General features: G+C 66.2%; 25 protein-coding genes and 1 pseudogene. 15 read left to right on the plus strand and 11 right to left on the minus strand.

What is annotated here, in order from left to right; genetic code table 11:
• Positions 1–8 precede the first annotated feature (8 nt).
• Both R9X41_RS11820 and imuA read right to left on the minus strand, forming a co-directional pair.
• On the minus strand, positions 9–1,454 hold the full coding sequence (locus R9X41_RS11820; protein ID WP_412556688.1) for a Y-family DNA polymerase: 1,446 nt from the start codon (positions 1,452–1,454) through the stop codon (positions 9–11).
• Positions 1,423–2,229: a translesion DNA synthesis-associated protein ImuA gene (gene imuA / locus R9X41_RS11825; protein ID WP_318635061.1), complete on the minus strand. Its 807-nt coding sequence runs from the start codon at positions 2,227–2,229 to the stop codon at positions 1,423–1,425. Before imuA ends, R9X41_RS11820 begins: the two co-directional genes overlap by 32 nt.
• Before the next feature lie 186 nt (positions 2,230–2,415).
• Between imuA and R9X41_RS11830 the strand changes: the two genes are divergently transcribed.
• From R9X41_RS11830 to R9X41_RS11845, 4 genes are all read left to right on the plus strand, one after another.
• On the plus strand, positions 2,416–4,281 hold the full coding sequence (locus R9X41_RS11830) for an ABC transporter ATP-binding protein (RefSeq protein ID WP_318635208.1): 1,866 nt from the start codon (positions 2,416–2,418) through the stop codon (positions 4,279–4,281).
• A 46-nt stretch (positions 4,282–4,327) separates the two neighbouring features.
• Positions 4,328–4,705, plus strand: coding sequence for a GAF domain-containing protein (locus tag R9X41_RS11835; RefSeq protein WP_318635062.1), 378 nt, complete (start codon positions 4,328–4,330; stop codon positions 4,703–4,705).
• A gap of 124 nt (positions 4,706–4,829) precedes the next feature.
• Positions 4,830–5,240 carry a response regulator gene (locus tag R9X41_RS11840; RefSeq protein ID WP_318635063.1) on the plus strand — a complete coding sequence of 137 codons (411 nt, stop codon included), beginning with the start codon at positions 4,830–4,832 and terminating at the stop codon, positions 5,238–5,240.
• Positions 5,241–5,352: 112 nt separating this feature from the next.
• Positions 5,353–6,024 (plus strand): YbhB/YbcL family Raf kinase inhibitor-like protein, encoded by a 672-nt coding sequence (locus tag R9X41_RS11845; RefSeq protein WP_318635064.1) that lies wholly within the window; start codon positions 5,353–5,355, stop codon positions 6,022–6,024.
• A 7-nt stretch (positions 6,025–6,031) separates the two neighbouring features.
• On the opposite strand, the gene aroQ is transcribed toward R9X41_RS11845, so the two are convergent.
• A complete protein-coding gene (aroQ, locus tag R9X41_RS11850; protein WP_318635065.1) occupies positions 6,032–6,499 on the minus strand; it encodes a type II 3-dehydroquinate dehydratase in 468 nt (155 codons plus the stop codon).
• 124 nt (positions 6,500–6,623) lie between these two features.
• Positions 6,624–7,004 carry a hypothetical protein gene (locus R9X41_RS11855; RefSeq protein ID WP_318635066.1) on the minus strand — a complete coding sequence of 127 codons (381 nt, stop codon included), beginning with the start codon at positions 7,002–7,004 and terminating at the stop codon, positions 6,624–6,626.
• A gap of 199 nt (positions 7,005–7,203) precedes the next feature.
• Here R9X41_RS11855 and R9X41_RS11860 point away from each other — a divergent pair, with 199 nt between their 5' ends.
• The 3 genes from R9X41_RS11860 to R9X41_RS11870 all read left to right on the plus strand — a co-directional run bounded on the left by R9X41_RS11860 (position 7,204) and on the right by R9X41_RS11870 (position 12,319).
• Entirely contained in the window at positions 7,204–9,042 is a 1,839-nt protein-coding gene (locus tag R9X41_RS11860) for a glutamine--tRNA ligase/YqeY domain fusion protein (protein WP_318635067.1), read from the plus strand.
• A gap of 116 nt (positions 9,043–9,158) precedes the next feature.
• Positions 9,159–11,390 (plus strand): hypothetical protein, encoded by a 2,232-nt coding sequence (locus tag R9X41_RS11865; RefSeq protein WP_318635068.1) that lies wholly within the window; start codon positions 9,159–9,161, stop codon positions 11,388–11,390.
• A gap of 8 nt (positions 11,391–11,398) precedes the next feature.
• Complete coding sequence (locus R9X41_RS11870; protein WP_318635069.1) at positions 11,399–12,319, plus strand: glutaminase; 921 nt, start codon at positions 11,399–11,401, stop codon at positions 12,317–12,319.
• A gap of 125 nt (positions 12,320–12,444) precedes the next feature.
• Here the strand turns inward: R9X41_RS11870 and R9X41_RS23695 are convergent, their stop codons facing one another.
• From R9X41_RS23695 to R9X41_RS11895, 6 genes and pseudogenes are all read right to left on the minus strand, one after another.
• A complete protein-coding gene (locus R9X41_RS23695) occupies positions 12,445–12,720 on the minus strand; it encodes a ShlB/FhaC/HecB family hemolysin secretion/activation protein (RefSeq protein ID WP_412556689.1) in 276 nt (91 codons plus the stop codon).
• Positions 12,721–12,812: 92 nt separating this feature from the next.
• Positions 12,813–12,980 (minus strand): annotated as a pseudogene (locus R9X41_RS23700) (hypothetical protein); the annotation flags it as partial.
• Positions 12,981–13,207: 227 nt separating this feature from the next.
• Positions 13,208–15,568, minus strand: a complete 2,361-nt coding sequence (locus R9X41_RS11880; protein ID WP_318635070.1) for a penicillin-binding protein 1A — start codon at positions 15,566–15,568, stop codon at positions 13,208–13,210.
• Between the two features lie 92 nt (positions 15,569–15,660).
• Positions 15,661–17,220, minus strand: coding sequence for a glutamate--cysteine ligase (gshA, locus tag R9X41_RS11885; protein ID WP_318635071.1), 1,560 nt, complete (start codon positions 17,218–17,220; stop codon positions 15,661–15,663).
• A 213-nt stretch (positions 17,221–17,433) separates the two neighbouring features.
• Positions 17,434–17,985, minus strand: a complete 552-nt coding sequence (locus R9X41_RS11890; protein WP_318635072.1) for a hypothetical protein — start codon at positions 17,983–17,985, stop codon at positions 17,434–17,436.
• 90 nt (positions 17,986–18,075) lie between these two features.
• Positions 18,076–18,432 (minus strand): hypothetical protein, encoded by a 357-nt coding sequence (locus R9X41_RS11895; protein WP_318635073.1) that lies wholly within the window; start codon positions 18,430–18,432, stop codon positions 18,076–18,078.
• Positions 18,433–18,703: 271 nt separating this feature from the next.
• Between R9X41_RS11895 and R9X41_RS11900 the strand changes: the two genes are divergently transcribed.
• The gene (locus R9X41_RS11900) at positions 18,704–18,901 is read left to right on the plus strand and encodes a hypothetical protein (RefSeq protein ID WP_318635074.1); all 198 of its coding nucleotides are present in this window, start codon (positions 18,704–18,706) and stop codon (positions 18,899–18,901) included.
• A gap of 34 nt (positions 18,902–18,935) precedes the next feature.
• Here R9X41_RS11900 and R9X41_RS11905 read toward each other — a convergent pair whose 3' ends face one another.
• A complete protein-coding gene (locus R9X41_RS11905) occupies positions 18,936–19,601 on the minus strand; it encodes an alpha/beta hydrolase (protein ID WP_318635075.1) in 666 nt (221 codons plus the stop codon).
• Positions 19,602–19,803: 202 nt separating this feature from the next.
• Here R9X41_RS11905 and R9X41_RS11910 point away from each other — a divergent pair, with 202 nt between their 5' ends.
• The 7 genes from R9X41_RS11910 to R9X41_RS11940 are packed head-to-tail and all read left to right on the plus strand — an operon-like array spanning position 19,804 to position 25,387.
• Positions 19,804–20,310, plus strand: a complete 507-nt coding sequence (locus R9X41_RS11910; RefSeq protein WP_318635076.1) for a GspH/FimT family pseudopilin — start codon at positions 19,804–19,806, stop codon at positions 20,308–20,310.
• Positions 20,311–20,313: 3 nt separating this feature from the next.
• Positions 20,314–20,781, plus strand: a complete 468-nt coding sequence (locus R9X41_RS11915) for a hypothetical protein (RefSeq protein ID WP_318635077.1) — start codon at positions 20,314–20,316, stop codon at positions 20,779–20,781.
• Between the two features lie 31 nt (positions 20,782–20,812).
• On the plus strand, positions 20,813–21,550 hold the full coding sequence (locus tag R9X41_RS11920) for a PilW family protein (protein WP_318635078.1): 738 nt from the start codon (positions 20,813–20,815) through the stop codon (positions 21,548–21,550).
• Positions 21,537–22,256: a pilus assembly protein gene (locus R9X41_RS11925; protein WP_318635079.1), complete on the plus strand. Its 720-nt coding sequence runs from the start codon at positions 21,537–21,539 to the stop codon at positions 22,254–22,256. Before R9X41_RS11920 ends, R9X41_RS11925 begins: the two co-directional genes overlap by 14 nt.
• Positions 22,253–24,244 carry a pilus assembly protein gene (locus R9X41_RS11930; protein WP_318635080.1) on the plus strand — a complete coding sequence of 664 codons (1,992 nt, stop codon included), beginning with the start codon at positions 22,253–22,255 and terminating at the stop codon, positions 24,242–24,244. Before R9X41_RS11925 ends, R9X41_RS11930 begins: the two co-directional genes overlap by 4 nt.
• The gene (locus R9X41_RS11935) at positions 24,241–24,672 is read left to right on the plus strand and encodes a type IV pilin protein (protein WP_318635081.1); all 432 of its coding nucleotides are present in this window, start codon (positions 24,241–24,243) and stop codon (positions 24,670–24,672) included. The genes R9X41_RS11930 and R9X41_RS11935 overlap by 4 nt, the downstream gene beginning before the upstream one ends.
• Positions 24,629–25,387 carry a RibD family protein gene (locus R9X41_RS11940; RefSeq protein WP_318635082.1) on the plus strand — a complete coding sequence of 253 codons (759 nt, stop codon included), beginning with the start codon at positions 24,629–24,631 and terminating at the stop codon, positions 25,385–25,387. Before R9X41_RS11935 ends, R9X41_RS11940 begins: the two co-directional genes overlap by 44 nt.

Raw genomic sequence — 25,387 nt, forward strand, 5'->3', positions numbered from 1 at the left:
TTTCGCGCTCAGGCATACAGGCCGTGCAGGAACCAGGGCCCGCCCTCGTGGTGAGGTTCGCCGCTTTCGTCCCTGGTTTTTTCGTCGACGTCCGCCTGCCCGGCGGCCTCCGGCGCAGCCTGCGGAATGAGCGCCGTGTCGGGATCGTGGTGCCGAGGCGGCCGACGCTCCTGGAAGATCCACACCAACCCGCCGCCGGGGCTCTCGGCGATGTAGTAGTCGCGGGCGGTGCGTTGCGGCGATGTGCCCTCCAGGCCGCTCCACCAGCCGGTTTCCAGCCGTTGCGGTCCGGCCAGGGTGCGCAGCGCACCCCGCCATTGGGGTACGGCCTGCCGCGTTTCGAGCGGGATCGGCTCCGGCAGCAGCCAGCCCGGATACAGCGTGTCGGCCTGAATCTGCGGCGCGCTCGCCTGCATCGCCCGCCACGGCGCCGACAGGCTTCGCAGGTGCGCGCGGGCCGGCAGCCAGCGCTGCATGGATTCGGGCCGGTGCGATGCCTGCGGGCTGGCGGTGAGCACGCATTCCTCGCCCAACCGGGCGCTGAGCCGCTCGACCAGTTCATGCAGGGCATCGCCCTGGCGGTTGTCCTCGGGCAGAAAACTGGTGCTGGCGCCGCCCCAGGGCGCGGTGTCGAGCGAGCGCAGCCGCAGCCAGCTGGCGGGCGCGGACATCTTCTGCAGCGCCAGTCGCTCGCCGAGCAGTCGTTGCAGATGGGCCATGTCCTGCAGCGGCTCGGCGGTGCGCACCACCAGTTGCTCGAAAGCCGGCAGATCGACGCCGTCGATGCGCTTGAGGTCCAGCGTCCATTGCAGTTCCAGCGCCAGCACGCCGAGCTGCCGCGATCGCAACCAGATCTGGAGCGATCGCAACAGGCGGCTGGCCGACCACATCAGCTCCGGCGCCCGTTCGGCCAGCGCGACCAGTTCCACCTTCTGGTCGAAATGCTCGGGCAACTCCAGCCAGCGATGCACCTCGGGACGGCGTCCCCAGGCCAGGTCGAGCGCATCGCGCAGCGCCGGCCCGAAACGCCGGGCCAGCCCCGAACGGGGAAGCCGTTCCACATCGCCCCACAGCAGGCAACCCAGTCGCTCCAGCATGTCGAGGTGCTCGCGCGCCGCCGACAGGCTGTGCAGGGGAAGCTCCGCTGGAACGCGGGCCGGCGGTCGTTGCCCGGCGGCCATCAGGCGCAGGCGGGCCAGCGCCGTCAGGCTGTTGTCGCCCTGCGCGCCCAACAGGCCGAAGCCGGGTGCCGGATTGCGGGCCCGCAATTCGGCACGCAGGGCCTGCGCCCCACCCCACAGGCGTTCGCAGGCCGAAACCTCGATCAGCAGGGCCTCCTCCAGCCAGGCCACACGCGGCGAGAACTGCAAGGCCCACCAGCCCAATGCCTCGGCGCAAGGCAATGGGATGTCGGCGCCGGGCTCAGGCCGCCACAGAAGTGCGATCCAGCGCATGTTCGGCCTTGGAGGCAAGAAAGAAGGATTCCAGCCGAACGACGGTGGCGCCGGTGGCGGATGCCGCCTGGGGCTCCGGCATTCGCTGGGCGCGCCTGCGTCGGCTGGCTTCGAGCACCGCCGCCAGGCGGGCCGGCTGGGAGGCCACCGGTATCGGTCGGCTCAACGGCGGGCCGCGCCGCTTGAGCAGGTGCAGCGTCATGGTGTCGGCGCTGTCCCCCTGCTCCACCGACAGGCGCAGCCGCGCGGGAGACGATTGCCCGGCCGAGCCCTGCGGCCGAAAAACCCACAGCAGGCGCTCGTATTGAGCGGCCGCCAGTTGCAGCCGTCGCAGGTCACCCACCCGCGCCTGCGGCAGCCAGGCCACCACCGCCGACACATCGCGACAGCGCAAGGACTGCTCGCATGCCCACAGCCGGGCATTCGCCGCATCGCAGCGCACCCACAGCAAGGCTTCGGGCGGCAAGCCCTGCGCGGCCAGCGCCGGGCCGAAAGGCCGATGCGGCGCTCCGACCAGCGCCACCGGCCGCCCCTGGGCCGACACCAATCGCGACAGCGCCGGCAGCAGCAGCGGCCAGGCGAATGTTTCAGCACCGGCGTGCAGCACCTCGCTCATCGCCCCGACCGGCCAGCCGCCACCGGGCAATTCGGCGTCGAGCGCCGGGAAGCCGCTGGACTCGATCTCGCTTTCGGCGTGCGCCAGGCTGTCGCCGCTCCAGATCTGGGAGAGCGCTCCGGGCAAATACGCGGGCTGGAGAATGGCGGCAACTGGCATGCCTGTATTTTTATACAGTAATGCTCTTGGCGGAAGAGTTGACAGCCCTTTTTTACGCAAGCCGATTCGCGGTGGGCGAAAATTCAGACCGCTGCCGCAAAGAAATGCGGGCAATCACTCCGATCCGAAAGCCTTGTTTTGTCCCTAGAGTCCGACCACCCCGTACCGCGAACGACACGCCCCGGCATTTTTTCCTTTTTCGAGTCGCGGGTCGACGCCTTCCCTTCCTCCCAGCCTGGCCTGCCGACCACCCGCTTCCTGAAATTCCTTTGGGATTGCACCGAGGGTTCGCGGGGCTGGGTGATGTTGCTGATCGGACTCACCGCCGCCATCGGCGCCTTCGACGCTTTGCTCGTCGCCACGCTGGGCCGGGTGGTCGACCTGCTCGGACAGGTGCAGCCCGCCCTGCTCTGGCAGCAACACGGTGTCATGCTCGCGGTGATCTCCGCTGTGGTGGTGGCGAGCATCGGACTCATCTGGCTGCAGACCACGGTGCAGCACCAGGTGCTGGCCATCAACTTTCCGATGCGGCTGCGATGGAATTTTCACCGGCTGCTGCTGGCGCAGAGCATGTCTTTCTACCAGGACGAGTTCTCCGGCCGCATCACCTCCCGCATGATGCAGACCGCCCTGGGCGTGCGCGACCTCCTCTTCATCTTTGCCGAAGTCATCGTCGGCATGTTCATCAACTTCTTCACCATCGTGGTGTTCGCCGCGGCGTTCGACATCCGGCTGGTGTGGCCCTTTCTGATCTGGTCGCTGGCCTATGCCGTGGCATGTGTGTACTTCGTGCCGCGTGTCGCCAAGGTCGGACGCGAACAGGCCGACGCCCGCTCTCTCATGACCGGCCGGGTGAGCGACGCCTACACCAATATCGCCACCGTCAAGCTGTTCTCGCACTCCCGTCGCGAGGCCATGTTCGCCCGCGACGCCATGCGCGAGTTCCAGGGCACCGGCTTTCGCCAGATGCGCCTCGTGAGCGGTTTCGAGACCGTCAACCATGCCCTGTCGATGCTGTTGGTGCTGGGTGTCGCCGGTTGCTCGCTGTGGCTCTGGTCGAACGGACAGGTCGGCGTCGGCGCCATCGCCGCGGCCACCGCGATGGCGATGCGCCTCAACAGCATGGCGCACTGGATCATGTGGCAGTTGAGCAATCTCTTCGAGAACGTCGGCACGGTGCAGGACGGCATCAAGACCCTCTCGACGCCGCACGCGGTGCTCGACCGACCCGGCGCGACCACCCTGACCGTACCCCACGGCGAGGTGCGCTTCGAGAACCTGCGTTTCGCCTACCCCGCCGCCCCCGCGACCGCCGGCAGCCCGCCCACCACGCCACGAACCATCATCGACGGGCTCGACCTGGTGGTGAAGCCCGGCGAGAAGATCGGCCTGGTCGGCCGCTCAGGATCCGGCAAATCCACCCTGGTGAACCTGCTGCTGCGTTTCTACGAACTCGACAGCGGGCGCATCCTGGTCGACGGCCACGACATAGCAGGCGTCACCCAGGACAGCCTGCGCGCCTCCATCGGCATGGTCACCCAGGACACCTCCCTGCTGCACCGCTCGGTGCGCGACAACATTGCCTACGGCCGGCCCGACGCCGACGAAGCCGCCATCGCGCATGCGGCCGAGCGCGCCGAAGCCTCGGGCTTCATCGCCCAGCTGTCCGACGCCAAGGGCCGGCTGGCCTACGACGCGCACGTCGGCGAACGCGGCGTGAAGCTCTCCGGCGGTCAGCGCCAACGCATCGCCATCGCCCGCGTCATGCTCAAGGACGCGCCGATCCTGCTGCTCGACGAAGCCACCAGCGCACTCGACTCCGAGGTCGAATCGGCGATCCAGGAAAGCCTCTACCGCCTCATGGAAGGCAAGACCGTGATCGCCATCGCGCACCGGCTTTCCACCATCGCCGCGATGGACCGTCTGGTGGTGCTCGACGGTGGCCGCATCGCCGAGCAGGGAGACCACCGCAGTCTGATGGAAGCCAACGGCATCTACGCGCGGCTGTGGGCGCACCAAAGCGGCGGTTTCCTGGGCGAGACGGACGAATAGGCATCCTCCCGATCCGGCTTCTGCCCCAACCTGCTAGGCTTGGGGAATGAAGACAGCCCCGCTGCCTCCCGACGAACCGCAAAGGCTTCGCGCACTGCACGAGCTCCTGTTGCTGGATGGCCCCCCGGAAGAAAAATTCGACCGGGTGGTGCGGTTCGCCGCTGAGCAGCTCGACGTGCCCATCGCCCTCGTCAGCCTGATCGACGACGACCGCCAGTGGTTCAAGGCGCGCCACGGCATCGACGTGGCCGAAACTCCGCGCGACGTGGCCTTCTGCGCCCACGCCATCCTGCAGCCCGAGCTCTTCGTGGTCGAAGATGCCTCGCTCGACGAACGTTTTTCAGACAACCCGCTGGTCACCGACGGGCCGCGCATCCGCTTCTATGCCGGCGCCCGCTCAATGCGCCGGGCGGCGAACGCATAGGCACGCTGTGCGTGCTCGACCAGAAACCGCGCAAGCTCGGCATCGTCGAAATCGCTGTCCTGGAAGCCCTGCGCGACCTGGTCAACGACGCCGTCGCCGGCAAGGCCGACGAGGAGGATTCGCCTTGAACAGCAGCAACGCGCCGCTGCCCGCCGTGCTGCTGCTGGAGCCGCAATTCGTCCTGCGGCGCACCATCGTCACGGTCGCCAAGGAACTCGACCTCGTCGCCTTCCACGAGGCCACCAACATCGATCGTGCGCTGGCTTTGCTGGGCTCGCGCAAGTTCGCCGGCATCGTGATCGATCTGGGCGAGGGCCCGGACACCGTCACCCTGCTCGAAGAACTGCGAAAAGGCGCGTTCGCCTGCGGCGCGCGCATTCCGGTGATCGTGATGAGTTCGGAGCCGGGCAAGCCCGACGCGCCGACGCTGGGGCCGCTATGGCCGGTGGATGTGCTGCGCAAGCCATTCAAGATCGGCGCCTTGCTGGAGTCGGTGCGCTCCATGGCGCAACACGAGCCCGGCCGGCCGCACTGACGCACTCGGATCGAGCCGCGCCGACCGGCGTGACAAGCCGAAACGTCGACGCACAAGAGGGCTTGCAGACTGCGAATGTCAGTCCTTCCCTCGTTCACGCTCCGGAGACGCCATGCTCGAAAAACTGCCCGACATGCTGGGCCATGCCCTGCGCAACCAGCGCGCCGGCCTCGATGCCGTCGCCTTCAACCGGATCGACCTGCGCCAGGGCACTTCGGCAATCGCCGTGAGCAGCCTGGCCTTCGTCGACCACGGGCCGATCCCGATGCTCTACACCGCCGATGGCGACGGGCGTTCTCCGCCCCTGCAATGGGGTGGGCTGCCCGAGGAAACCGGCTCGGTGCTGCTGATCGTGGAAGATGCCGATGCGCCGACGCCGAAACCGCTGGTGCACGCCATCGTGGTCGATCTTCCACCGGGCGACGGCGCCATGGCCGAAGGCGCGCTGAGCGGTGGCGATGAAGAAGATGCAACGTCCGAAGACCGTGACGGCGCCGGCAGCGACGAGCCGAGGACCGGTCGAAACTCCTATCTCCAGTCGGAGTGGCTGCCACCCGACCCGCCACCGGGTCACGGCTTGCATCGCTATGTTTTCCAGGTCTTCGCGCTCAAACCTGGAGCCGTTTTTTCAAACAAACCCGGTCGCGACGAAGTGCTGGACGTGCTGGCAACGCATGCCATCGCCAGCGGCCTGCTCATCGGAACCTATGAGCGAGACGGCTCGGTGAAAGTGGACGATACGGCACCCGCGCCGGCTGGCGCCGGTGGTCCGCAATTGGCTTAGCGCTCGCTCAGACCACGACTTTCGCACGCGCCCAGCCGGCCACTGCCTCGATGGCCAGCGGGTAACCCGCCGTGCCGAATCCGAACATCACGCCCCGCGCGACGGGCGACAGGTAGGAGTGCTGACGAAACTCCTCGCGGGCGTGCACATTCGAGATATGAAGCTCCACCAGGCTGACGCCCGCGCCCTTGACCGCGTCACGCAAGGCCACGCTGGTGTGGGTGTAGGCAGCCGCGTTGAGGACGGTGCCCGCAGCGGATCCGGCTGCTTCGGCGCTTCCAGCTTCCTGCAGCCAGCCGACGAGTTCGCCTTCGTGATTGCTCTGCCGGAAATCGAGCTTCAAACCCAGGCGCGTGCAGGCCTGCGCGCAAAGCTGGCGCACGTCGTCGAGCGTATGGGCACCGTAGATGCCGGGTTCACGTGAGCCCAAAAGGTTGAGATTGGGTCCGTTCAGGACATAGACAGTCTGGGTCATGGCGCGGTTTTGGCAGGCCGTTCTGCATTCGAATGAAAGAGCGGAAGCAGGAAAGCATACACGCCGTACCCAAAGAAAAAGCGCCCCTCAGGGCGCTTGGAATGCAACTGCGCTGAGCAGGCTTTTATCGACGGTCCCAGCCACGATGCCCATGACCGTGGTCGAAGCCCCGGCCGGGAGGTCCACCCCAGCCACGACCATGGCCATAACCCGGGCCGTAGAAGATGGGACGGGGTTGCACATAGACCGGCGGCGGCGGTGCGTAGTAGACCGGACGCGGCTGGTAATACACGGGCGGTGGTGGCGCGTAATAGGCCGGGGGCGGCGGAGCGTAATACTGGGGCGGCGCGGCATAGACCGGGCCACCACCGATCACCAGCCCCGGTGTGGCAATGCCGACCGACAGCGCCACACCACCACCGGCGTGCGCGGCACCGGCTGCGCCGAGGGCCAGTACCGCGCCCATGGCGGCGAAAACGGTACGAATGCGACCTTGAATGGACATTTGTGAATCTCCTGAAAACGGACGGTATCGCCACGACGACGGCACCTTCCATGTAGTCAGTAACGCATGAAAGCCTGAAGCGGATGGCAGGATTGGATGAAGAGTCGTGACCACTGGTAACGGTGGTGGGCACATGCCAAATTTTGCAGACGTTGGCTGCCAACCACGTACCCCGGGCGAGCCGCCCTAGAATCAGAGGATGAATTCTCCCGCTCTCGCGACGCACGCAGGCACCGGCGCCGCAGAACCAGTCAAGCCCAGCAATTTTCTTCGTCACGTGGTCGAAAGCGACCTCTCCCAAGGGCGCTATGTCGGCCGCCACTGGGGCGGCAGCCCGGGCGACGCCGCCCACCATGCCGCCGGTATCGCCGATCCGGCGCGTGTGCGTCTGCGTTTCCCGCCGGAGCCCAACGGCTATCTTCACGTAGGCCACGCCAAGAGCATCTGGCTCAACTTCAGCATGGCGGCCGAATACGGCGGCGTCTGCCACCTGCGTTTCGACGACACCAACCCCGAAAAAGAAGACCAGGAATACGTCGACTCCATTCGCGACACGGTGCGCTGGCTGGGCTACGACACCATGCTGGCCGACGACCCGGCAGCCCCGGGCCAAAGCCGCGAGCACGAATACTTCGCGAGCGACTATTTTGACCTGATGTATCGCGCTGCCGAAATGCTGGTCGAGGCCGGCCACGCCTACGTCGACGAGCAGACGCCCGAGCAGATGCGCGCCAACCGCGGCGACTTCACCACGCCAGGCACCGACAGCCCGTTCCGCAGCCGCAGCCCTGCCGAAAACCTGGCACGTCTGCGCGAGATGCGCGACGGCCAGCACGCCGACGGGTCCATGGTGCTTCGCGCCAAGATCGACATGGCCTCGCCCAACATCAACCTGCGCGACCCGGCGATCTATCGCATTCGCCGCGCCACCCATCACAACACCGGTGACCGTTGGTGCATCTATCCGATGTACACCTTCGCGCATCCGATCGAAGACGCGCTCGAGCAGATCACCCACAGCATCTGCACCCTGGAGTTCGAAGACCAGCGCCCGTTCTACGACTGGCTGCTGGAACGACTTGCCGAAGGCGGCCTGCTGGCTTCGCCCCAACCCCGGCAATACGAGTTCGCCCGCCTCAACGTCACCTACATGGTGACCAGCAAACGCAAGCTCAAGCAATTGGTCGACGAGAAATACGTCGACGGCTGGGACGATCCCCGCATGCCCACGCTCGCGGGCCTGCGCCGCCGCGGCTACACGCCGGCAGCTCTGCGCCTGTTCTGCGAACGCTCCGGCGTGACCAAGGTCGGCGGCTGGACCGAATACTCGGCGCTCGAAGCAGCCCTGCGCGAAACGCTCGATCCGGTCGCAGCCCGCGCCATGGCGGTGCTGGAGCCAGTGCGCCTGGTGTTGACCAACTGGGACGGACTCATGGGCGAAGGCTTTCTCGATGCCTGTCAGGCGCCGGTTCATCCGCACCATCCAGAGCAGGGCGTCCGGCACTTCCAGTTCGGTCGCGATCTCTGGATCGAGCGCACCGACTACGAAGATACACCGCCCAAGGGCTACAACCGCCTGTTCCCGGGCAACAAGGTTCGTCTGAAATACGGCCACGTCATCGAATGCACCGGCGCGGAACGTGACGCCGACGGCAAGCTGGTGGCGGTGCTGGCGCGCCTGTTGCCCGACACCAAGAGCGGCACGCCCGGCGCTGACGCGGTCAAGGTCAAGGGCGTCATCACCTGGGTATCGGTAGCCGATGCGGTGCCGGCCGACTTCAACCTCTACGACCGGCTGTTCACCCAGCCGCATCCCGACGCGGGCGACAACGACTTCCTGGCCAACCTGAATCCGGCGAGTCTGTCGCGCAGCGCCGGCTTCGTGGAGCCGGGCACCGCCGAACGCGCACGCGCCGGCGCCTTGCAATTCGAGCGCCATGGCTACTTCACAGCCGACCGCGCGGCCGGCGCCCCCGTCGTCGAAGCACCGCTGGTGTTCAACCGAACCTCCAGCCTGCGCGACAACTGGACCCGCTGAGCGCCTGGCATGCTTGCGCCGGCCCGCGAGCCGGCGGAACCGCCAGCAGGTGGTTCGGACGGCGGATGCTGGCAAGATAGCCGCATCTTCCAAAACCCTCATCTCGAAAGGCGCGCATGGCTTCCACGCAGCACACCTGGCAATTCTTCCGCGCGGGCGGCGTCGATCAGGTTCTCATCCGGGATGGTCAGGACGTCGCACACATCGGGGAGCTCGACCAGAAACTGTGGGTGGCACTGGCCTGCCCGACACGCGGCCTGGAATTCGACAGCCGCACCCTCGACCTCATCGACATCGACCACGACGGCCGCATCAGGGCGCCCGAGTTGATTGCGGCTTGCCAATGGGCTTGCGGCCGGGTGAAGAACCCGGACGAACTCGTCACCGGCGGCGAATCGCTCGCACTGTCGATGATGAAGACCGACGACGACATCGGACAATTGCTGCAACTGGAAGCGCGCCGCGTGCTCGGGCTGCTCGGCCGGGAAAACGACGACGTCATCACCCTCGCCGACGTGACCGACCGCAGCAAGCTGCTGACCGCCATGCGCTTCAACGGCGACGGCGTGATCACGGTCGAAACCGCAGGCGAAGATGCCGCCGCCGCTCAGGTCATCGGCTGGATCGGCCAGACACGCGGCACGGTCGACGACCGCAATGGCAAGCCCGGCATCGATCGCAAACGAGCAGAGGCCTTCTTCGCGGATGCCCACGCGCTCGCCGCCTGGCATTCGGCCGGACTCGCGGACAGCACGGCGCTGCCACTGGGCGATGGCACCGGCGACGCCCTGGCGGCGATGAACGCGGTTCGTGAAAAGATCGACGATTTCTTCGTCCGGGGCCGGCTCGCCGCCTTCGACGCCCGCGCCGCCGCGGCCGTCAACCCGACGCCCGAGGAATACGCGGCCATCGCCGCCAAGCCCATGGACCGCCACACCGCAGCCATCGCCGCGCTGCCGCTGGCTCCGGTACAACCCGGCGTCGACCTGCCGCTGGGCCGTGGCGTGAACCCGGCCTGGGCCGATGCGCTTTCCGCCCTGCAGGCCAAGACGCTGGAGCCCTTGCTCGGCAAGCCGGTCGATTCGCTGAACGAAGCCGACTGGCTGCAGATCCAGGCTCGCCTGGCGGCCTACCAGGACTGGCTCACGTCGCGCCCGGCCGTGACGCTCGGCGACCTGACGGTGGAACAGACACTCTCCGCGATTCCGGCCGAAGCGGCGGTGCTCGAACTGATGTCCCAGGACGAAGCCGAGGAGCCGGCCAACGCCCGCATCGTCGAGCTCGAGAAGCTGCTGCGCTTCAAGCGTGACCTGGTGCCGCTGCTGAACAACTTCGTGTCGTTCACCAGCTTCTATCGCCGCACCGGCGCGATCTTCCAGGCCGGCCGGCTCTATCTCGATGCGCGCAGCTGCGACCTCACGGTGAAGGTCGCCGACGCCGGCAAGCACGCCGCGCTGGCGGGCCTGGCCAAGACCTACCTCGCCTACTGCGACTGCGTGCGCAACGGCCAGAAGATGACGATCGTCGCGGCCTTCACCGCCGGCGATGTCGACTTTCTCTTCGTTGGCCGCAACGGTGTGTTTTACGACCGTGCCGGCAACGACTGGGACGCCACCATCACCAAGCTGATCGAAAACCCGACCAGCGTGTCGCAAGCTTTCTTCTCGCCCTACAAGAAGTTCCTGCGGGCCATCGAAGAACAGGTCGCCAAGCGCGCGGCCGCCAGCGATACGGCCGCACAGACCTCGCTTGGTGCGCTGGCAGGCGACATCAGCACGGCCGACAAGACCGCCGCCGCCGGCACCCCGCCGCCACTGCTTGCCAAGGTGCCCGGCAGCAAGGTCGACGTCGGCACGGTGGCCGCCATCGGCGTCGCCCTCGGCAGCATCAGCGCGGTGCTGGTGGGCGTCTTCGGCAAGTTCGTGGAACTGGGCGCCTGGATTCCGCTGGCCATCCTGGGAATCGTGCTCGCCATCTCCGGCCCCAGCATGCTCATTGCGTGGCTCAAGCTGCGCCAACGCAGCCTCGGGCCGATCCTCGACGCCACCGGCTGGGCCATCAACGGCCGCATGAAGGTCAACGTGCCGCTGGGTGCATCGCTGTCGCAGTCGGCCCATATTCCGGCCGGCGCCAAGCGCTCGTTCCAGGATCCCTACGCTGAAAAACGCGGCGCAGGAACCTGGCTGGCGATCGCGCTGGTCGTCATCGCAGTGATCACGCTCATCTGGCGCACCGGTTTGGTCGACCCCTACCTGCCACTGGCACTGCGCCACGACATGCCGGTGGTCGCCCCGGCGGCAAGCCCCGCCCCGGCTGCCCCGGCTGCCGTCGCCAGGCCCGCCGGCTGAACCCGCCGGTGGATCTGCAAGGCATCCTGGAGGAAATCGCCTACGCGCTCGCACCGCGAGCGGCCGCCGGCGCGGGCAAGGTGGCCGACTACATTCCCGCCCTCGCCCGCGTGCCTGCTGCACATTTTGGCATCGCGCTGCGCACCCGCGACGGCCATGAAGCGGCGGCAGGCGATGCGCATCTGGCGTTCTCCATCCAAAGCATTTCCAAGCTGTTCACCCTGACGCTGGCGATGCAGACATTGCCGGACGAGGAGCTCTGGCAGCGCATCGGGCGCGAGCCCTCGGGCAATCCGTTCAACTCGTTGATCCAGCTCGAAACCGAACGCGGCATCGCCCGCAACCCGTTCATCAACGCAGGCGCCATCGCGGTCGCGGACCGTCTGGTCACCCATGGCGATGCCAAACGCCGGGTGCTGGCCTTGCTGTCCAGCCTTTGCGGTGAAGCAGTCGTCTTCGACGAGGAAGTGGCCGCATCGGAGGCTGCGACCGGCTATCGGAACGTGGCGCTGGCGAACTTCATGAAAAGCTTCCAGCGCATCGACAACCCCGTCGAATCCGCGCTCGACATGTACTTTCACCAGTGTTCCATCGCCATGAGCTGCGCGCAGGTCGCGCGCGCTGCCGGCTACCTGTGCCGAGACGGCGCACATCCGCTGGAAGACGGCACCCAGGTCGTCACCGACCGCCAGGCGAGGCGATTGAACGCCCTGATGCTGACCTGCGGAACCTATGACGCCGCCGGAGAATTTGCCTACCGCATTGGTCTGCCTTGCAAGAGCGGCGTAGGCGGCGGCATCGTCGCCGTGGTGCCCGACACCCTGAGTCTGTGTGTCTGGTCGCCAGGGCTCGATCACAGCGGCAACTCGGCACTGGGGATGGAAGCGCTGGAGATGTTTGTGAGTGCGACCGGGTTGTCGGTGTTCTAGCCGACGTTCGTGTTCAGACCGGCCAATGCACCGGCTGCGCCGTCGCACGACAATGTCACCGACGAAGTTCCGATATCGGCAGCAGTCGAATCTTGTCGGAGTCGTGCCAGATGCATTTCGGCGAGCTAAAAACCATAGCCGACATAAAAACCCAGGATCGCACGGGAAGTCTGGAAATGGCGGGGGCGATACAGCAGGCCTCCCCAGAACAGGTCGTAGCGCAGCTCGCCGCGTGCCCCACGAACGCCGATCACCGCACCTGCGAGCGAGCGACCAGCCAGCAGTTCCGCGGATGGTCCGGCGAGGTGGCCCACATCGATGGCCATATATGCCTCTTGCCCGTCCGCGAACGCGCGGCCCAGGTCGTTGCGCCAGTACCAGCCGCGCTCGGCCAGGAGCATGTTGCGGCCGTCGAAACCGCGCACCGTGTACGCGGGCCGAAGGCGACGCGGTCTTGCGGCATCAACGCGCTCTGATTCCATTGGCCATGCCAATTGCTGAGAAATCGCCAAGCCGGACCGAGTGCCGCCACCGGCCCGATATAGGCGACATCGGCGATCGTGGTGCGCGGGCGCCAACTGTCTGTGCCGCTGGGTTCGTCGCGGACCCGCTCCGCACCGAGCGCGGCGATGCCTCGTCGGACTGCCAGAGAAACGTCCATCGTCGCATGCCCCCATGGTTGATGGTGGCTGGCATTAAGTTCCCAAATCGACGTGAACAAACTCAACGTAATGTTGTGGGCGAACTGAAACGAGATCAGTTAATTGAAAATAAATAGCAACGGGATTATTAATAGCCGAATGCACCACAAGAAGAATGCGCGGAAAACCCGTCGGTTGTCGGCACGGATGCGCCGGCGCGCCTGACCGGAGCGGCAACCATCCGGCATCAGGGCCGGGGACCGATCCGGACGTCCGCTTCGCTGGGCGACAAGCGCGTCAGCGAACCCGAGGAAGCCGGCTTCTCCGCGGTTGTAAGCCCAGCATCTCCCGCCGCCTGCGACAGCGGTGGACCACTTGACGGCGCAGTCGGAACCTGCATGTCCTGCGGCATCGCGACCGGTTGCGCCTGCGTGGGCGGCAGCAGCGAAATCGGCCCGTTGCCCTCGCCCTCCCCGCCCGGCCGAAAGAGGTTCTCGGGCCGTTCGACCGGCGGACTGGTCGACGGATCCGGCTGTGCTGGTGCGATCGGTTGACGCGGCGCGTCGAACTCGGCGGCCGCATCGACTACCTTGGCTCTCAGCGACGCCGCCATGAAATCACCCACCATCGGCAATGCGCTACGAGCGCCCTGTCCCCAGCTGCCGCCCATGGTCATGCGGCTGTCGTTGAAACCCACCCAGGCGCCTGCCACCAACTGCGGATGCATCAGGATGAACCAGCCGTCGGTGTTGTCCTGCGTCGTGCCGGTCTTGCCAGCCAGATCGCCGCGGATGCCGTAACGGCTGCGGATGGCGGCGCCGGTGCCGCGGTCGATCACGCCGCGCATGGCGTCGAGCAAGGTCTGCGCCGGCGCCTGGGCCAACGCGGTTTCGGGCGTGCCGGGGTGAAACTCCTCCAGCACCTTGCCGTCACGGTCCTCGATGCGCAGCACCAGAATCGGTTCGATGAAGTTGCCGCCATTGGCGATGCTGCCGTAGGCCGTGACCATCTCCTTCAAGGTGACCGGACTGGTACCCAGCGCGAGGGACGGAACCTCGTCCAGCTTGCTCTGGCGCACCCCCATGGCGCGCGCGAGGTCGGCCACGTTCTTCGGGCCCACCTGCTGCATGAGTTGCGCGGTGATGATGTTCTTGGAGAAGGCCAGGCCATCGCGCAAGGTCATCGGTGCGTAGCTCGGCTCGCCTTCGTCGGTAGGGCTCCAGACCTGGCCATTGCCCAGCGCCAGCTGGATCGGCTCGTCCATGAAGCTCTCGTCGGGCGAAATGCCCTGGGCAAAGGCCGTGCCGTAGACAAAGGGCTTGAAAGTCGACCCCGGCTGCCGGCGTGCCTGGGAGACGTGGTCGAACTGGTCTTCGGCGTAGCCACGGCTGCCGACCCAGGCACGTACCTGGCCATCGCGCGGGTCCAGCGCCATGAAGCCGGCCTGCAGCCGTGATTTCTGCACTCGCAACACCTTCATCGCATCCGCGTCCGCGAACGCCTGCCTGAGCGCGTCCGCATCGTCGGCGCCACCGTCACGGGCGCTCTTGTAGGCAGCGGTCTCACGGACCATCGCCTGGATTTCCGGGCGTTTGGGGTTCCAGGCACGCGGTGCGTACATCGCATCGGCCGACCGCTGGAGCTGATCGGCCTGCTTCTGCACCGCGCGGTTGGCGAAGTCCTGCAGGCGTGAATCGATGGTGGTGCGCACCCGCAGGCCGTCGGCGTAGATGTCGTAGCCGTTGCGTTCGGACCAGTCGAAGAGCCAGTTGCGCAGTTGCCGCGCCAGGTGCGGCGCCGGGCCGGTGGCATCGGTCTGGCGCTCGAAGTCCACCTTCAGCGGTGTCTTCTGCAACTCGGCCAGACGCGTTTCGGGCAAGGCGCCGGAGCGCACCATCTGCGCCAGCACGATGTTGCGGCGATCGCGGGCACGATCGGGGTTATTGACCGGGTTGTAGTAGCTGGTGCCCTTCAACATGCCGACCAGGGTGGCGCTCTGCAGCGGGTCGAGCTTGTCGGCGGTCGTGTCGAAGTAGGTGCGCGCGGCCATTTCGATGCCGACCGCGTTGTAGAGAAAGGAAACGGTGTTGAGGTAGGTCTCCAGGATCTCGTCCTTGGAATACACCCCCTCGATCTTCAGCGCGGTGATCGCCTCCTTGGCCTTGCGGGTCAGGCTGACCGCGCGCCCGATCTCGTCGGGATAGAGGTTGCGCGCGAGTTGCTGCGTGATGGTGGACCCGCCCTGCCGGTCTCCGTGCAGGGTGTTGAGCACGGCCGCGCCAGTGCGCCGGAAGTCGATGCCGCCATGCTCGTAGAACCGCCGATCCTCGGTGGCGATGAGCGCATCGACCACGTGCGGCGAGATGTCGGCGAGCTTCACCCATTCACGATTCGCCCGCCGAAACTCGGCCAGCACCTTGTCATCGGCCGACAGCAACACCGCGGGGCGTTCCGTGCGGGCCTTTCGGATGTCGCCGATGCTCGGGGTGAATGGAATCAGCAGCAGTACATAGGCCACCAGCAGCGCAGGCAGGCAAGCCACCGCACGCCAGGGATGGCGGCGAACCGCAGATGCGGCACGCGTCAGAAAGTTGGGGGTCGTAGCCATGGGAGCGCATGGTAGGGTCGTCGCGGTGGGCGCCGGAAACAAAAAGGGACGGCCGAGACCGCCCCTGTGCGGAATCTGACCGGTCGCCCGTCTCAGGCGGGAACGGCAGCGAGCCGCGCCGGCACCAGCCGGTTGGGCGACACGTACTGTTCGCGGTAAATCTCGAACGGCATGGTATCGGCGTCCTCGATGCGCTTCTGCTCGGCAAACGACAGTCGACTCGCCGCCTCGAAACGCGCCTGCTGCTCTTCGGTCCAGGGCATGGCCAGCAACGCATCGCGGGCCACCACCGACTGTGCCCGGGTGCAGGCCACAAAAGAATCGCCGAATTGCGAGGACATGGTTGCCAGCACGCGAGCCGAAGGCAGGGTTTCGGGTGACCGCATCGCGGCCTGCGCCGCCTGCACCGCCTGCAGATACGCGACGCTTCCTTCCGCGGCGTCGACTGCACGGGCGATCGGCAGGCAGGCGGTCAGAATTTCATCGGCCCAGTCGACCAACGCCACCGGCTTGCCCTGGCGGCTGAGTACCAGGCCCGGCTCACGTCCCCGCGCCGCCGTCAGGTGCTGGTTGTGCGCCAGCTCGGCGATCTCGGCGGGCGTGTCGGGCGGGCTGTCGCTCAACAGACAGTGCAGCAGGAAGATGTCGATGAACCGCATCGTCTGCGCCGAAATACCGACCGGGTTGAACGGGTCGAGATCCATGCAGCGCACTTCGACGTATTCCACGCCACGCTCACGCAGGGCATGCAATGGCCGCTCCCCTTGGCGGATGGTGCGCTTGGGCCGGATGGTTCCGTAGAACTCGTTCTCGATCTGCAGCAGCGTGGTCGCCAACTGGTTGTATTCGCCGCCTGGATTGCGGATGCCGAGGTCGCGGTAGAGCGGATAGGGCCGGGTCAGCGCATCCTGCAGTGAGGCCGCATAGCCTTCCAGGCTGTTGTAGCTGACCGAAAGCGTTGCCTGGGCGTCGCTCTGGTAACCAAGGCGCCCCATCCGTAGCGACGTGCCGTAGGGCATGTGCATGCTGCCTTCACCGATAGGCTCCAGCTGGTGAGGCCGGCCCTCGACGAAGCTGCCGCAGACGGCCGGAGAAGCACCGAACAGCGTCAGCAGCAGGAACGCATGGCGACGAAAATTTCGGATGAGGTCGAAATACTCTTCGCTGCTCACGCCGGGGAGCGACCAGTTGTAATGAATGCCCGAAATGGTCTGCATGCGCCGGCCGTAACGATGACCCAGCCCCATGCGGTAGACGCTCTTGGCGCGACCGACATTCGAAGTACCGTAGCGGCCCAGCGGGATGGTCTCGTCCGACGGCAGGCCGCAAGGCATGCTGGACACCCACAGGTTCTCGTCGCCATGGGCGTCCAGTGCTGCCATGGCCCGATGCACGAACTGGTGCACCTCGGTAATCTCGGCCATGCATGCCTCGGCACTCGCATGCACGCCGGTGATCAGCTCGACCTGCGACTCACTGAAGTCGGTGGTGATATGCGGATGGGTCAGCGCCGAACCCAGCGGATGCGGATGCGGTGTCAGTGCCAGCGCACCCGTGGGCAAGGAGCGCAAGCTTTCTTTCTCGATGCCGCGGCGCATGCCTTGGAGGCGCTGCGGGGTCAATGCGGCAAGGCGCTCGTCGGTGCTGGTCATGGGCGAAACAGGGATTTGTCGTTATGTGTGGATACGGCGCCGGCAACCGGGCGGCCGAGAGGATATGCGAGGGCGGTGCCAGCGCGCTGCCGAAGATCCAGGAAACCCTGCTGAATCGCCCGGCAATCGCGCGCGAAGCCCCTGAACTGCGCCGCATGCTAACAGGCCGTTGCCCGCCTCCGGAATCAGCAAAAGCGTGATGGATACGACCGGTCATTCAGGCCAGGGCGAGCCGTCACCGCAGTGGTCGACAAACAGAATCTGCTGGCGCCCGTCGTTCGGTATGTAGACCTGGTTCACGCTCGAGGGCGGCAAAACGCGGTCGGCACACTGCGCCCCCTGTCCGGGGCCCATGACGACTCTGGCGCCTGGTTTCAGCATGCAGGAACTCACCGTATCCAGGGGCGACCACTCCGGACAGATGTCGTTGTCCCGGGCGTATTTTTCACGCGGCCCGAGCGGCGGAAAAAATGACCACCAACGGCCGTGTTGGGTGTGCGGTTTGGACCCATCCCACACCCGAAAGACCCTCACCGGTTTATCAACGACGAACACCCGCCCCTTACACAAGGCGCCGTTACCCGGCAAGCCGATGGCCTCGGTCAAGAGCGACTCGTCCGAAGCGGCAACCATGCCGATCGGAGGCTCCTCTATGTCGCCGACGCAATCCTGGGAAGCCGCGGCCATCGCTGCGGCGGCGCCCAGGAACATTATTGACACTAAAACGTTTTTGCAGTGCGCGTGGGCCACATGGGGATTCGACATGAATAATATCCTCTGATTGCAGAAACAGAAGTCATCACGTCGATCACCCGAATACTTACCAGCCTTGCCAGCCGCACCATATGGCAAGCACTACAAAACAAATTTGCGCAGACGCGCAATGGTCAACCGCTGGTTAGCGCGCAACCATATATTTCGCAAGTCCTGCCCCATCAATGATTCATCCGTCTGCGGCGTCAGCCAGGCGATGAATTCCTCACGACACCGAAATATTCGGTACTCGTCGGCCTCTCCGCTCAATCCGTCCGCGTCTCCGCTGGCGGGCACATGCATTTTGCCGTCATACACCTCTGCATAAATGAACGCCCCGCCGGTATATTGCAATCCCATCCCGCAATATTCCGGGTGGCTGTAAAACAGCTTACTCCCAGCCTCCAGGCGCGCGGCGACCAACCGTGCAAGGTGCGACCCAACCAATAAATCAGACATTTCAATGGAAAGTGACGGTCCGCATCAACCGGGCGAATGAATGACTGGAAGAAAAAAGAATCCAGGCAGAACGACGTGGATTTATTTTGTGGCGTGTCCGCCGGTCCATATCGAGAAACACGCGGTGAGCATGGGCGCCCTCGCACCATGTCGAATCAGATTTTTCTCGGTTCTTGTCGGCGGCTTCCTGACACTAAATGCCCGATTGCCGGCACGTGTACGATCGGCGCCCGGCGCGCCACCATGGCGGCCTCATCTCAAGCCTGCTTCCATGAACCCCAATTTTCTCTATCGCGGCATCGCCTGCATCGTCATCGGCGCAGCAGTCTTGCTGGCGCCCCGATTCATGGGTGAAACCGGCCTGCGCGAAACCATCGCCGGCAGTTACCTGGTGGGATGGTTCGCGATCGTCCTGGGCGCGGGCCTGGTCGTGACGCACCTGACGCGCGGCCCCAAGCGCCGCCGTTGATTCGCCGACCGACCGTCTCGATGGACCCGAAAGCTCAGGCCAGAACCTTCTGAAGAAAGATCTCGAGTTGCCGCACTTCGGGCGGGCAAACGGTGTGCTCCATCGGATAGGTGTGCCATTCCACCGGATAACCGAGTTCCAGCAGCGCATCGCGTGAGGCTTCGGCCCGCGCGAGTGGCACCACGCCATCGCGCGTGCCGTGAGCCAGGAAGATGGGCACATCGCCATTGGCGAGGTGGCGCTCTTTCGCCGTGGTCGATGCCAGCGGCAGATAGCCCGACATGCCGGCGATGCCCGCCAGGCGCTCGCCATGCCGCAAGCCTGTCATCAGCGACATGGCACAGCCCTGCGAAAAGCCCGCCAGCACGATGCGGTTCGCAGCGATGCCGCGCTGCTTCTCGCGCAAGATCAATGCCTCGATGGCATCGCGCGAGGCGCGCAAGCCCGCTGCGTCTTCCTGGCGCCCCAGGTCAGACACCACGATGTCGTACCACGAAGGCATGCGGTAGCCACCATTGATGCTCACCGGCATTGTCGGCGCCTGCGGAAACACGAAGCGCACCGGCCCGACACCCGACAGATCGAGCTGCGGAACCATGGGCACGAAATCGTCGGCGCTGGCGCCCAGCCCATGCATGAGCAATACGGTAGCGGTAGGTTGCGGAGCGGTCTCGAGCTCGATGGTCTGAAGCAAGGTCATGGTGCTGCTGGATAGGCAAATGCGGGTAAGCCACGATTGTGCCGGCTGTCCGCCAGACAAGCGGTGACCGCCGTGCGACGGGTGGCGCGCCCGGCCGCGCTGGGCAAGGGACTATTGCCCACTTCGCCCATTTCGACCGCTGCCAGTCCGCTGCAATCACGTGCATTTGCCTCGCCTCCACGCCAGTCACTTCATTCGCGCCATGCGCGGCGTGTTCCTGGTCGAACTCATGGTCTGCCTGCTCGTAGCGGCGGTGTTGCTGGCCCTGGGTCTTCCGGGTTTGCGGTCCATGTTGCGCGACATGCAGGTCAGGGTCGCCGCGCAAGACCTGGTCGGCGCACTCGCCTGGACGCGGGCAGAAGCCGTGCGCGGCGGAGCCGCCATCACCTTGCGCTTTCGGCCGCGGACGGAATGCATATCGCCACCGGCGCGGCGGCACTGTGGCTGGGAAGTCTTCCGCGATCTCGACGGCAATACGAAGCGCGATGCTTCGGAAAAGCTGCTCGCCGTCCACGCGCTGCCCGTCCAGGTCGACCTTCCGGACGTCAGCAGCAGCGCTATCCAGTATCTCGCCGATGGCGCGGTTTCCACCAAAGGTGTCCACATCGTCATCGGCCCGACCGGCGCCGCCACGGGCGATCCGGCAACACGCATCGTTTGCTCCCAGTTCGGCGGCCGCGTGCGCATTGCCATGGGAGAACACTGCTGAGCCATGGCCCATCGACGCCTCCAGGCCGGGTTCGGCACCATCGATTCGCTCATCGCCCTGCTGGTGCTGTCCCTCGGCCTGCTCGGTGTCGCGCGCCTGATGACACGGCAATTGGTCGACACGCGTGGCACCAGCCAACGTGCCCACGCTTTGCAATACATAGCGGCCATCGACGACAGCATGGCCTTGCATCGCCCAGCGCCCCGCGCCGACGGAAGCCTCGAATGGGATGACTTGAACAATCTTCGCCATGGGCTGCGCTCCGCCATGCCAGGTGCCGACGCGACGGTGTTCCAGTCCGACACCGATGCACGACAGGTCGGCATCGCCATCACCTGGCCGGCCAACCAGCGCTGGATCCCGGTCGCGGAAGCCGCGCTGGACGCCGCGCCTTTCGCGGTCACGCTGGCCAATAGCGGCTTCGACTGTCCGACTCGGCGGCTCTGCCAGGTGTCCTATGTGTCGCGGTGAATTCCGCGTCCAGGCACGCCTGCGCCATCGCATGGGCGGCGCGATGTTGGCCGACCTCATGGTGGGCATCGCGCTGGGGCTGATGGTCGTCATCGTGGCCATCGCATCCCTTTTCGCGACGCTGTCAGCCGCAGCTGCCGCTCGCGATGCCGCCGACCTGCAACAGCGCGCCGACACGGCCTTGCGCCTCATCGGCGACGAGGTTCGCCGTGCCGGATCCGTCCGCTTTTCCCTGCCCGACGCACCCTCGCAGTTTTCACACGTCTTCCAGGGCTGGAACAACACCGGTTTGGCGGTCTCCGGCACGGAAGGCGGCCCGGGAGCATCCGACACCTTGCGCCTGAGCTATGAGCCCGGCACCGATGACCGCGACTGCCTCGGCTACCACCCGGCCGATTCGAACCACGTTGACAGCGAATTCCAAATCGGCATCGAAAGCATCAACGCCGGCCGGCCCGCGCTGTACTGCAAGGGTAGCGGCGGCGCCAAGATCTCCTGGCAGGCGCTGGTCTCGGGAGTAGACGACCTTCAGGTTCTGTACGCCATCGCCGACCCGGACGGAAAGATCGCCTATGTGGGCGCCGACAAGATCGACACTACGAGCCGGGTGTTGGCCGTAAGCATCTGCCTGCAGCTGTCGAGCGAAGGTCGTCGCGGCGCCGGGTCAGCGCTCGGCTGCGACGGCAAACCGATAGCCGCGCCTGCATTGGCCGACCGCATCGTCTTCGTCGCGCGCGGAATCTTCAGGGTACGCAATGCCGAAATCTGATCGACGCAATGGCGAACGCGGCGTGGCCTTGTTTTTCGTGATGCTGCTGTTGCTGCTCTGTTCCATCTCGGTGATGGGCGCCTCGCGGGTGACGCTGCTCGCCGAGATGATGAACGGCGCAGCCGTCGACCGCGCCGGTGCCTTCGCCGCCGCCCAGGCCTTGTTGCGCGATGCCGAAACCGAAATCCGTGGAGCATGGTCCGACGCAACGGCTTGCCGGTCCGACGACGCTCCGTCCAGCTGCCGTGCCTTCGGCGACAGGGTGGCGCCACCCTGGACGAATGAAGACTACGAACGCCTGGTGGAGGCCGTCCGGTCCGATCCAAAGCTCGAGCCGTGCCGACGCGGCATCTGTGCGCCCACCGATCCGGATCAGCTGGCCGAATTTCGCGCCCACCTGCCCGCCCTGACAAGCCCCGCCAATCTCGTGCCAACCTTTGCGGTGCATGGCCAGTACGCCGGCACAGCCCCATCGACGGCGGGCGTCCAGGCAAACCCCTACCTCAGCCAGAACGCCCGGTACTGGATTGAAGTGTTTCCGTACGCGCTCACCGTGACTGGTGGCGAGGAAGCGATCCGCTTCGCGCCGGACCCGGGCCGGCCTTTCGTCTTTCGAATCACCGCCTCGGTGCAGGGTCGTCGCCCAGGCACGCAGGTCCTACTGCAAGAGGTCTTCGTGCCCTCACCGCTCTTCGGCGGTACATGAAGGCAGTCTTCGTGCTGCCGGTCGCCCTCGTCCTGGCCTGGCTCGTCACCACGCCCGCGATGGCAATGGACCTGGCGCAATCGCCAGACGACAAGTCGCCACCGTCGCAGGCCATGTCGCCGATGGTTCTGGTCGAGCAGGCCGACGGGAGCCTGGCGCGCATGGTCTTCACGACCTCCTACGACGCGGCCGACTGGTCCGGCCGCGTACTCGCCTTTCCCGTCGATGCCGCAGGCGTGCTGGCCAAGGCTTCGACCTGGCGCAGCGACAACGGCCTGGATGCTGCGGCATTCGATCCGGCGAAAAGGCTGGTGCTCAGCCACGACGGCAACACCGGTATCGCCTTGCGATGGTCCGCTCTTTCTGCCGCGCAACAGGCGGGCTTGACGGCGGGCGACAACGAGGCCGACGGACGTCAGCGCCTGGATCATGCACGAGGCGACCACCGCGCCGAGGCAGTGCAAGGTGGCGCGCTGCGCAGCCGCCTGAAAATAGTGGTGGGCAAGCCGACAACGACCCCCTTCCGCCAAGCCGACATCGTCCATTCGCAGCCCTGGTTCGTTCCGGCGCACCGGGTAGCTGCCGCGACGAACGGCCCGTCGATGGTCTATGTCGGTGGCAACGACGGAATGCTGCATGGCTTCGATGCCCTGACCGGCGAAGAGCGGCTGGCCTATGTTCCTGGTGCCATCGTGTCCAGGCTGGTCGAGCTGACCCGGCCCGCCTATCGACACCGCTACTTCGTCGACGGCCCGATATTCGTTGGCAAGGCGGCCGGCGCCCGCGTGCTGGTGGGTTCTCCGGGCGCTGGAGCCAAAGGCTATTTCGTGCTCGACGTGCACCGGCCCGCGCTTTTTTCCGAAGCCAGCGCCGCCAGTACCGTGCTGGTCGACACGACATCCACCGCTGATGCGGACATCGGCCATCTGGTGTCCGAGCCCTCGGTGGACGCTGCCGGCACCGGGGCGCGCCAGATCGTGAAGCTCAACGACGATCGCTGGGCCGTCGTCCTCGGCAACGGCATAGGCAGCGACAGCGGCATGCCAGTCCTGTTGCTGCAGTACCTGGACGGTTCGCGCGAACTGCGCCGACTGAAGCCGTCCTGCCCCGCCATGCCGGCCAAATGCGTGTACCGAGGCGAAAATGGTTTGGCCACGCCCCTGCTCATGGACGCCAACGCGGACGGCAAGGCCGACATCGCCTACGCAGGCGACTTGCTGGGCCATGTCTGGAAGTTCGACCTCACCTCGAGCAAGCCCGACGCCTGGCATGTCGCGTTCCAGGGCAAGCCGCTCTTCACGGCGCGCGATGCAGCCGGCCGTCACCAGGCTTTCACCAGCGCTCCCGAATGGCTGCCCCATCCGGCAGGCGGCGTGATGCTCGCCATCGGCAGCGGCCGGCAACTCACCGAAGACGATCGCACCGACCGTCAGGTGCAGACGATCTACGGCCTGCACGACGCGGCAACCCTGCCTGAAGGCCAACCTGTCAACGAGCCCGACAAACCCGGCGCAAGACGGGATGTGCTGGTTCAGCAATCGGTGCTCGAAGGGGACCTGGCACTGGGCACCGACCGCTTCTATCGCACCAGTGCCTCCAGCGGCGACGACCAGGCCCTCAAAGACGTGCGCGGCTGGTTTCTCGACCTGCCGGATTCGGGCGAACGGATACTGCATGCACCTCGGCCCTTCGCCGGCTCAAAGATGATGTTCTTCAGCGAATCGCCCTCGGGCGAGAAGCTCACGGTGCTCGACCTGACCACTGGAAAGCCATCGGCCAGCCCGGTCTTTGCTGCATTGGTGGGAAACGGGGCCGCAATCGCGAAGGGTGCCACCACGTCGAGCCGCGTTTCCCTGGGCGGTACCGGGCGGATGGCCGTGCAACGCGGCGGCGGAATCGCCCTGGTCTCGCTTTCCGGCGGCGCGACACTCGCCCTGCTCAAGGGTCAGGGGGCCGGCGTGCGACCAAGCTGGCGGCGGTTGCCATGACCCGGAATGTCTGCCGGAGTCGGCGCCGCTCCACTGGATTCAGCCTCATCGAGCTGATGATCGCCGTGACGGTCGTCGCGATCCTGGCCGCCATCGCCTGGCCCAGCTATACCACCTACCTCGCCCGCGTGCGGCGTGGCGCAGCGCGGGCATCACTGGTGCAGACGGCGCAATGGCTGGAACGTGCAGCAACCACTGTCGGCCGCTACCCCGCTGCCGCTTTCATTCCGCCCAGCCTGCTGCGCGTGGAGGGCGGCCATTACCAGGTGAGCGTCCGGACGACAGACACCGAATTCACGCTCGAGGCCGCGCCGACAGGCGCGCAGACGGCGGATCGCTGCGGTACCCTCACTCTTTCCCAATCCGGCGAACGCTCCATTTCCCATGCCGAACCCGACGCCACCGCCGACATCTGCTGGAACCGATGAGCCCGGGCAGCCGCGCGATCTGCCGTGGGTGCGCATGAAGGTGGCCGCATCGCTCGACGGCCGCACTGCGCTGCCCAACGGCGACAGCCGCTGGATCACATCGCCTCAGGCCCGGGCCGACGGCCACGCCTGGCGCAGCCGGGCCGATGCCGTGCTCACCGGCATCGGCACCGTGCTGGCAGACGACCCCCGCCTCGACGTACGCCTGGCGCCCGTGCAGCGGCAGCCCGACCTGGTGGTGCTCGACAGCCGCCTGCGCACGCCGCTCGATGCGCAGATCTTCGGCCCGGACCGCCAACTGCACATCTATTGCGCAGGCGGCGTCGATCCGGTTCAGGTGGCGGCGCTCACCGCACGGGGCGCGCGGGTTTGCGCCTTGCCCGGCTCGCGCGGACAGGTCGACCTGCGCGCCATGCTGTTCGACCTGGCGCAGCAGGGCATCAAGGTGCTGCACGTCGAAGCCGGATCCGAACTCAACGGCGCCTTGCTGCAGGCCGGCGTCGTCGACGAACTCCTGCTCTACCTCGCGCCCTGCCTGCTCGGCGAAGGTCTGCCGCTGGCCCGCTTCGGGCCGCTGGCCGCCCTCTCACAGGCCTACACGTTGACCTTCGACACCATCCACCACCTGGGCTCGGACCTGCGCATCGTGGCGCGTCTGCAGCCCCGCGAAATCGAGCCCGCCGCCTCCCGCATCGAAGACGCGCCGCCGGCTTAG

The organism is Xylophilus sp. GOD-11R, from assembly GCF_033546935.1.
Taxonomy (GTDB): Bacteria; Pseudomonadota; Gammaproteobacteria; order Burkholderiales; family Burkholderiaceae_C; genus Xylophilus.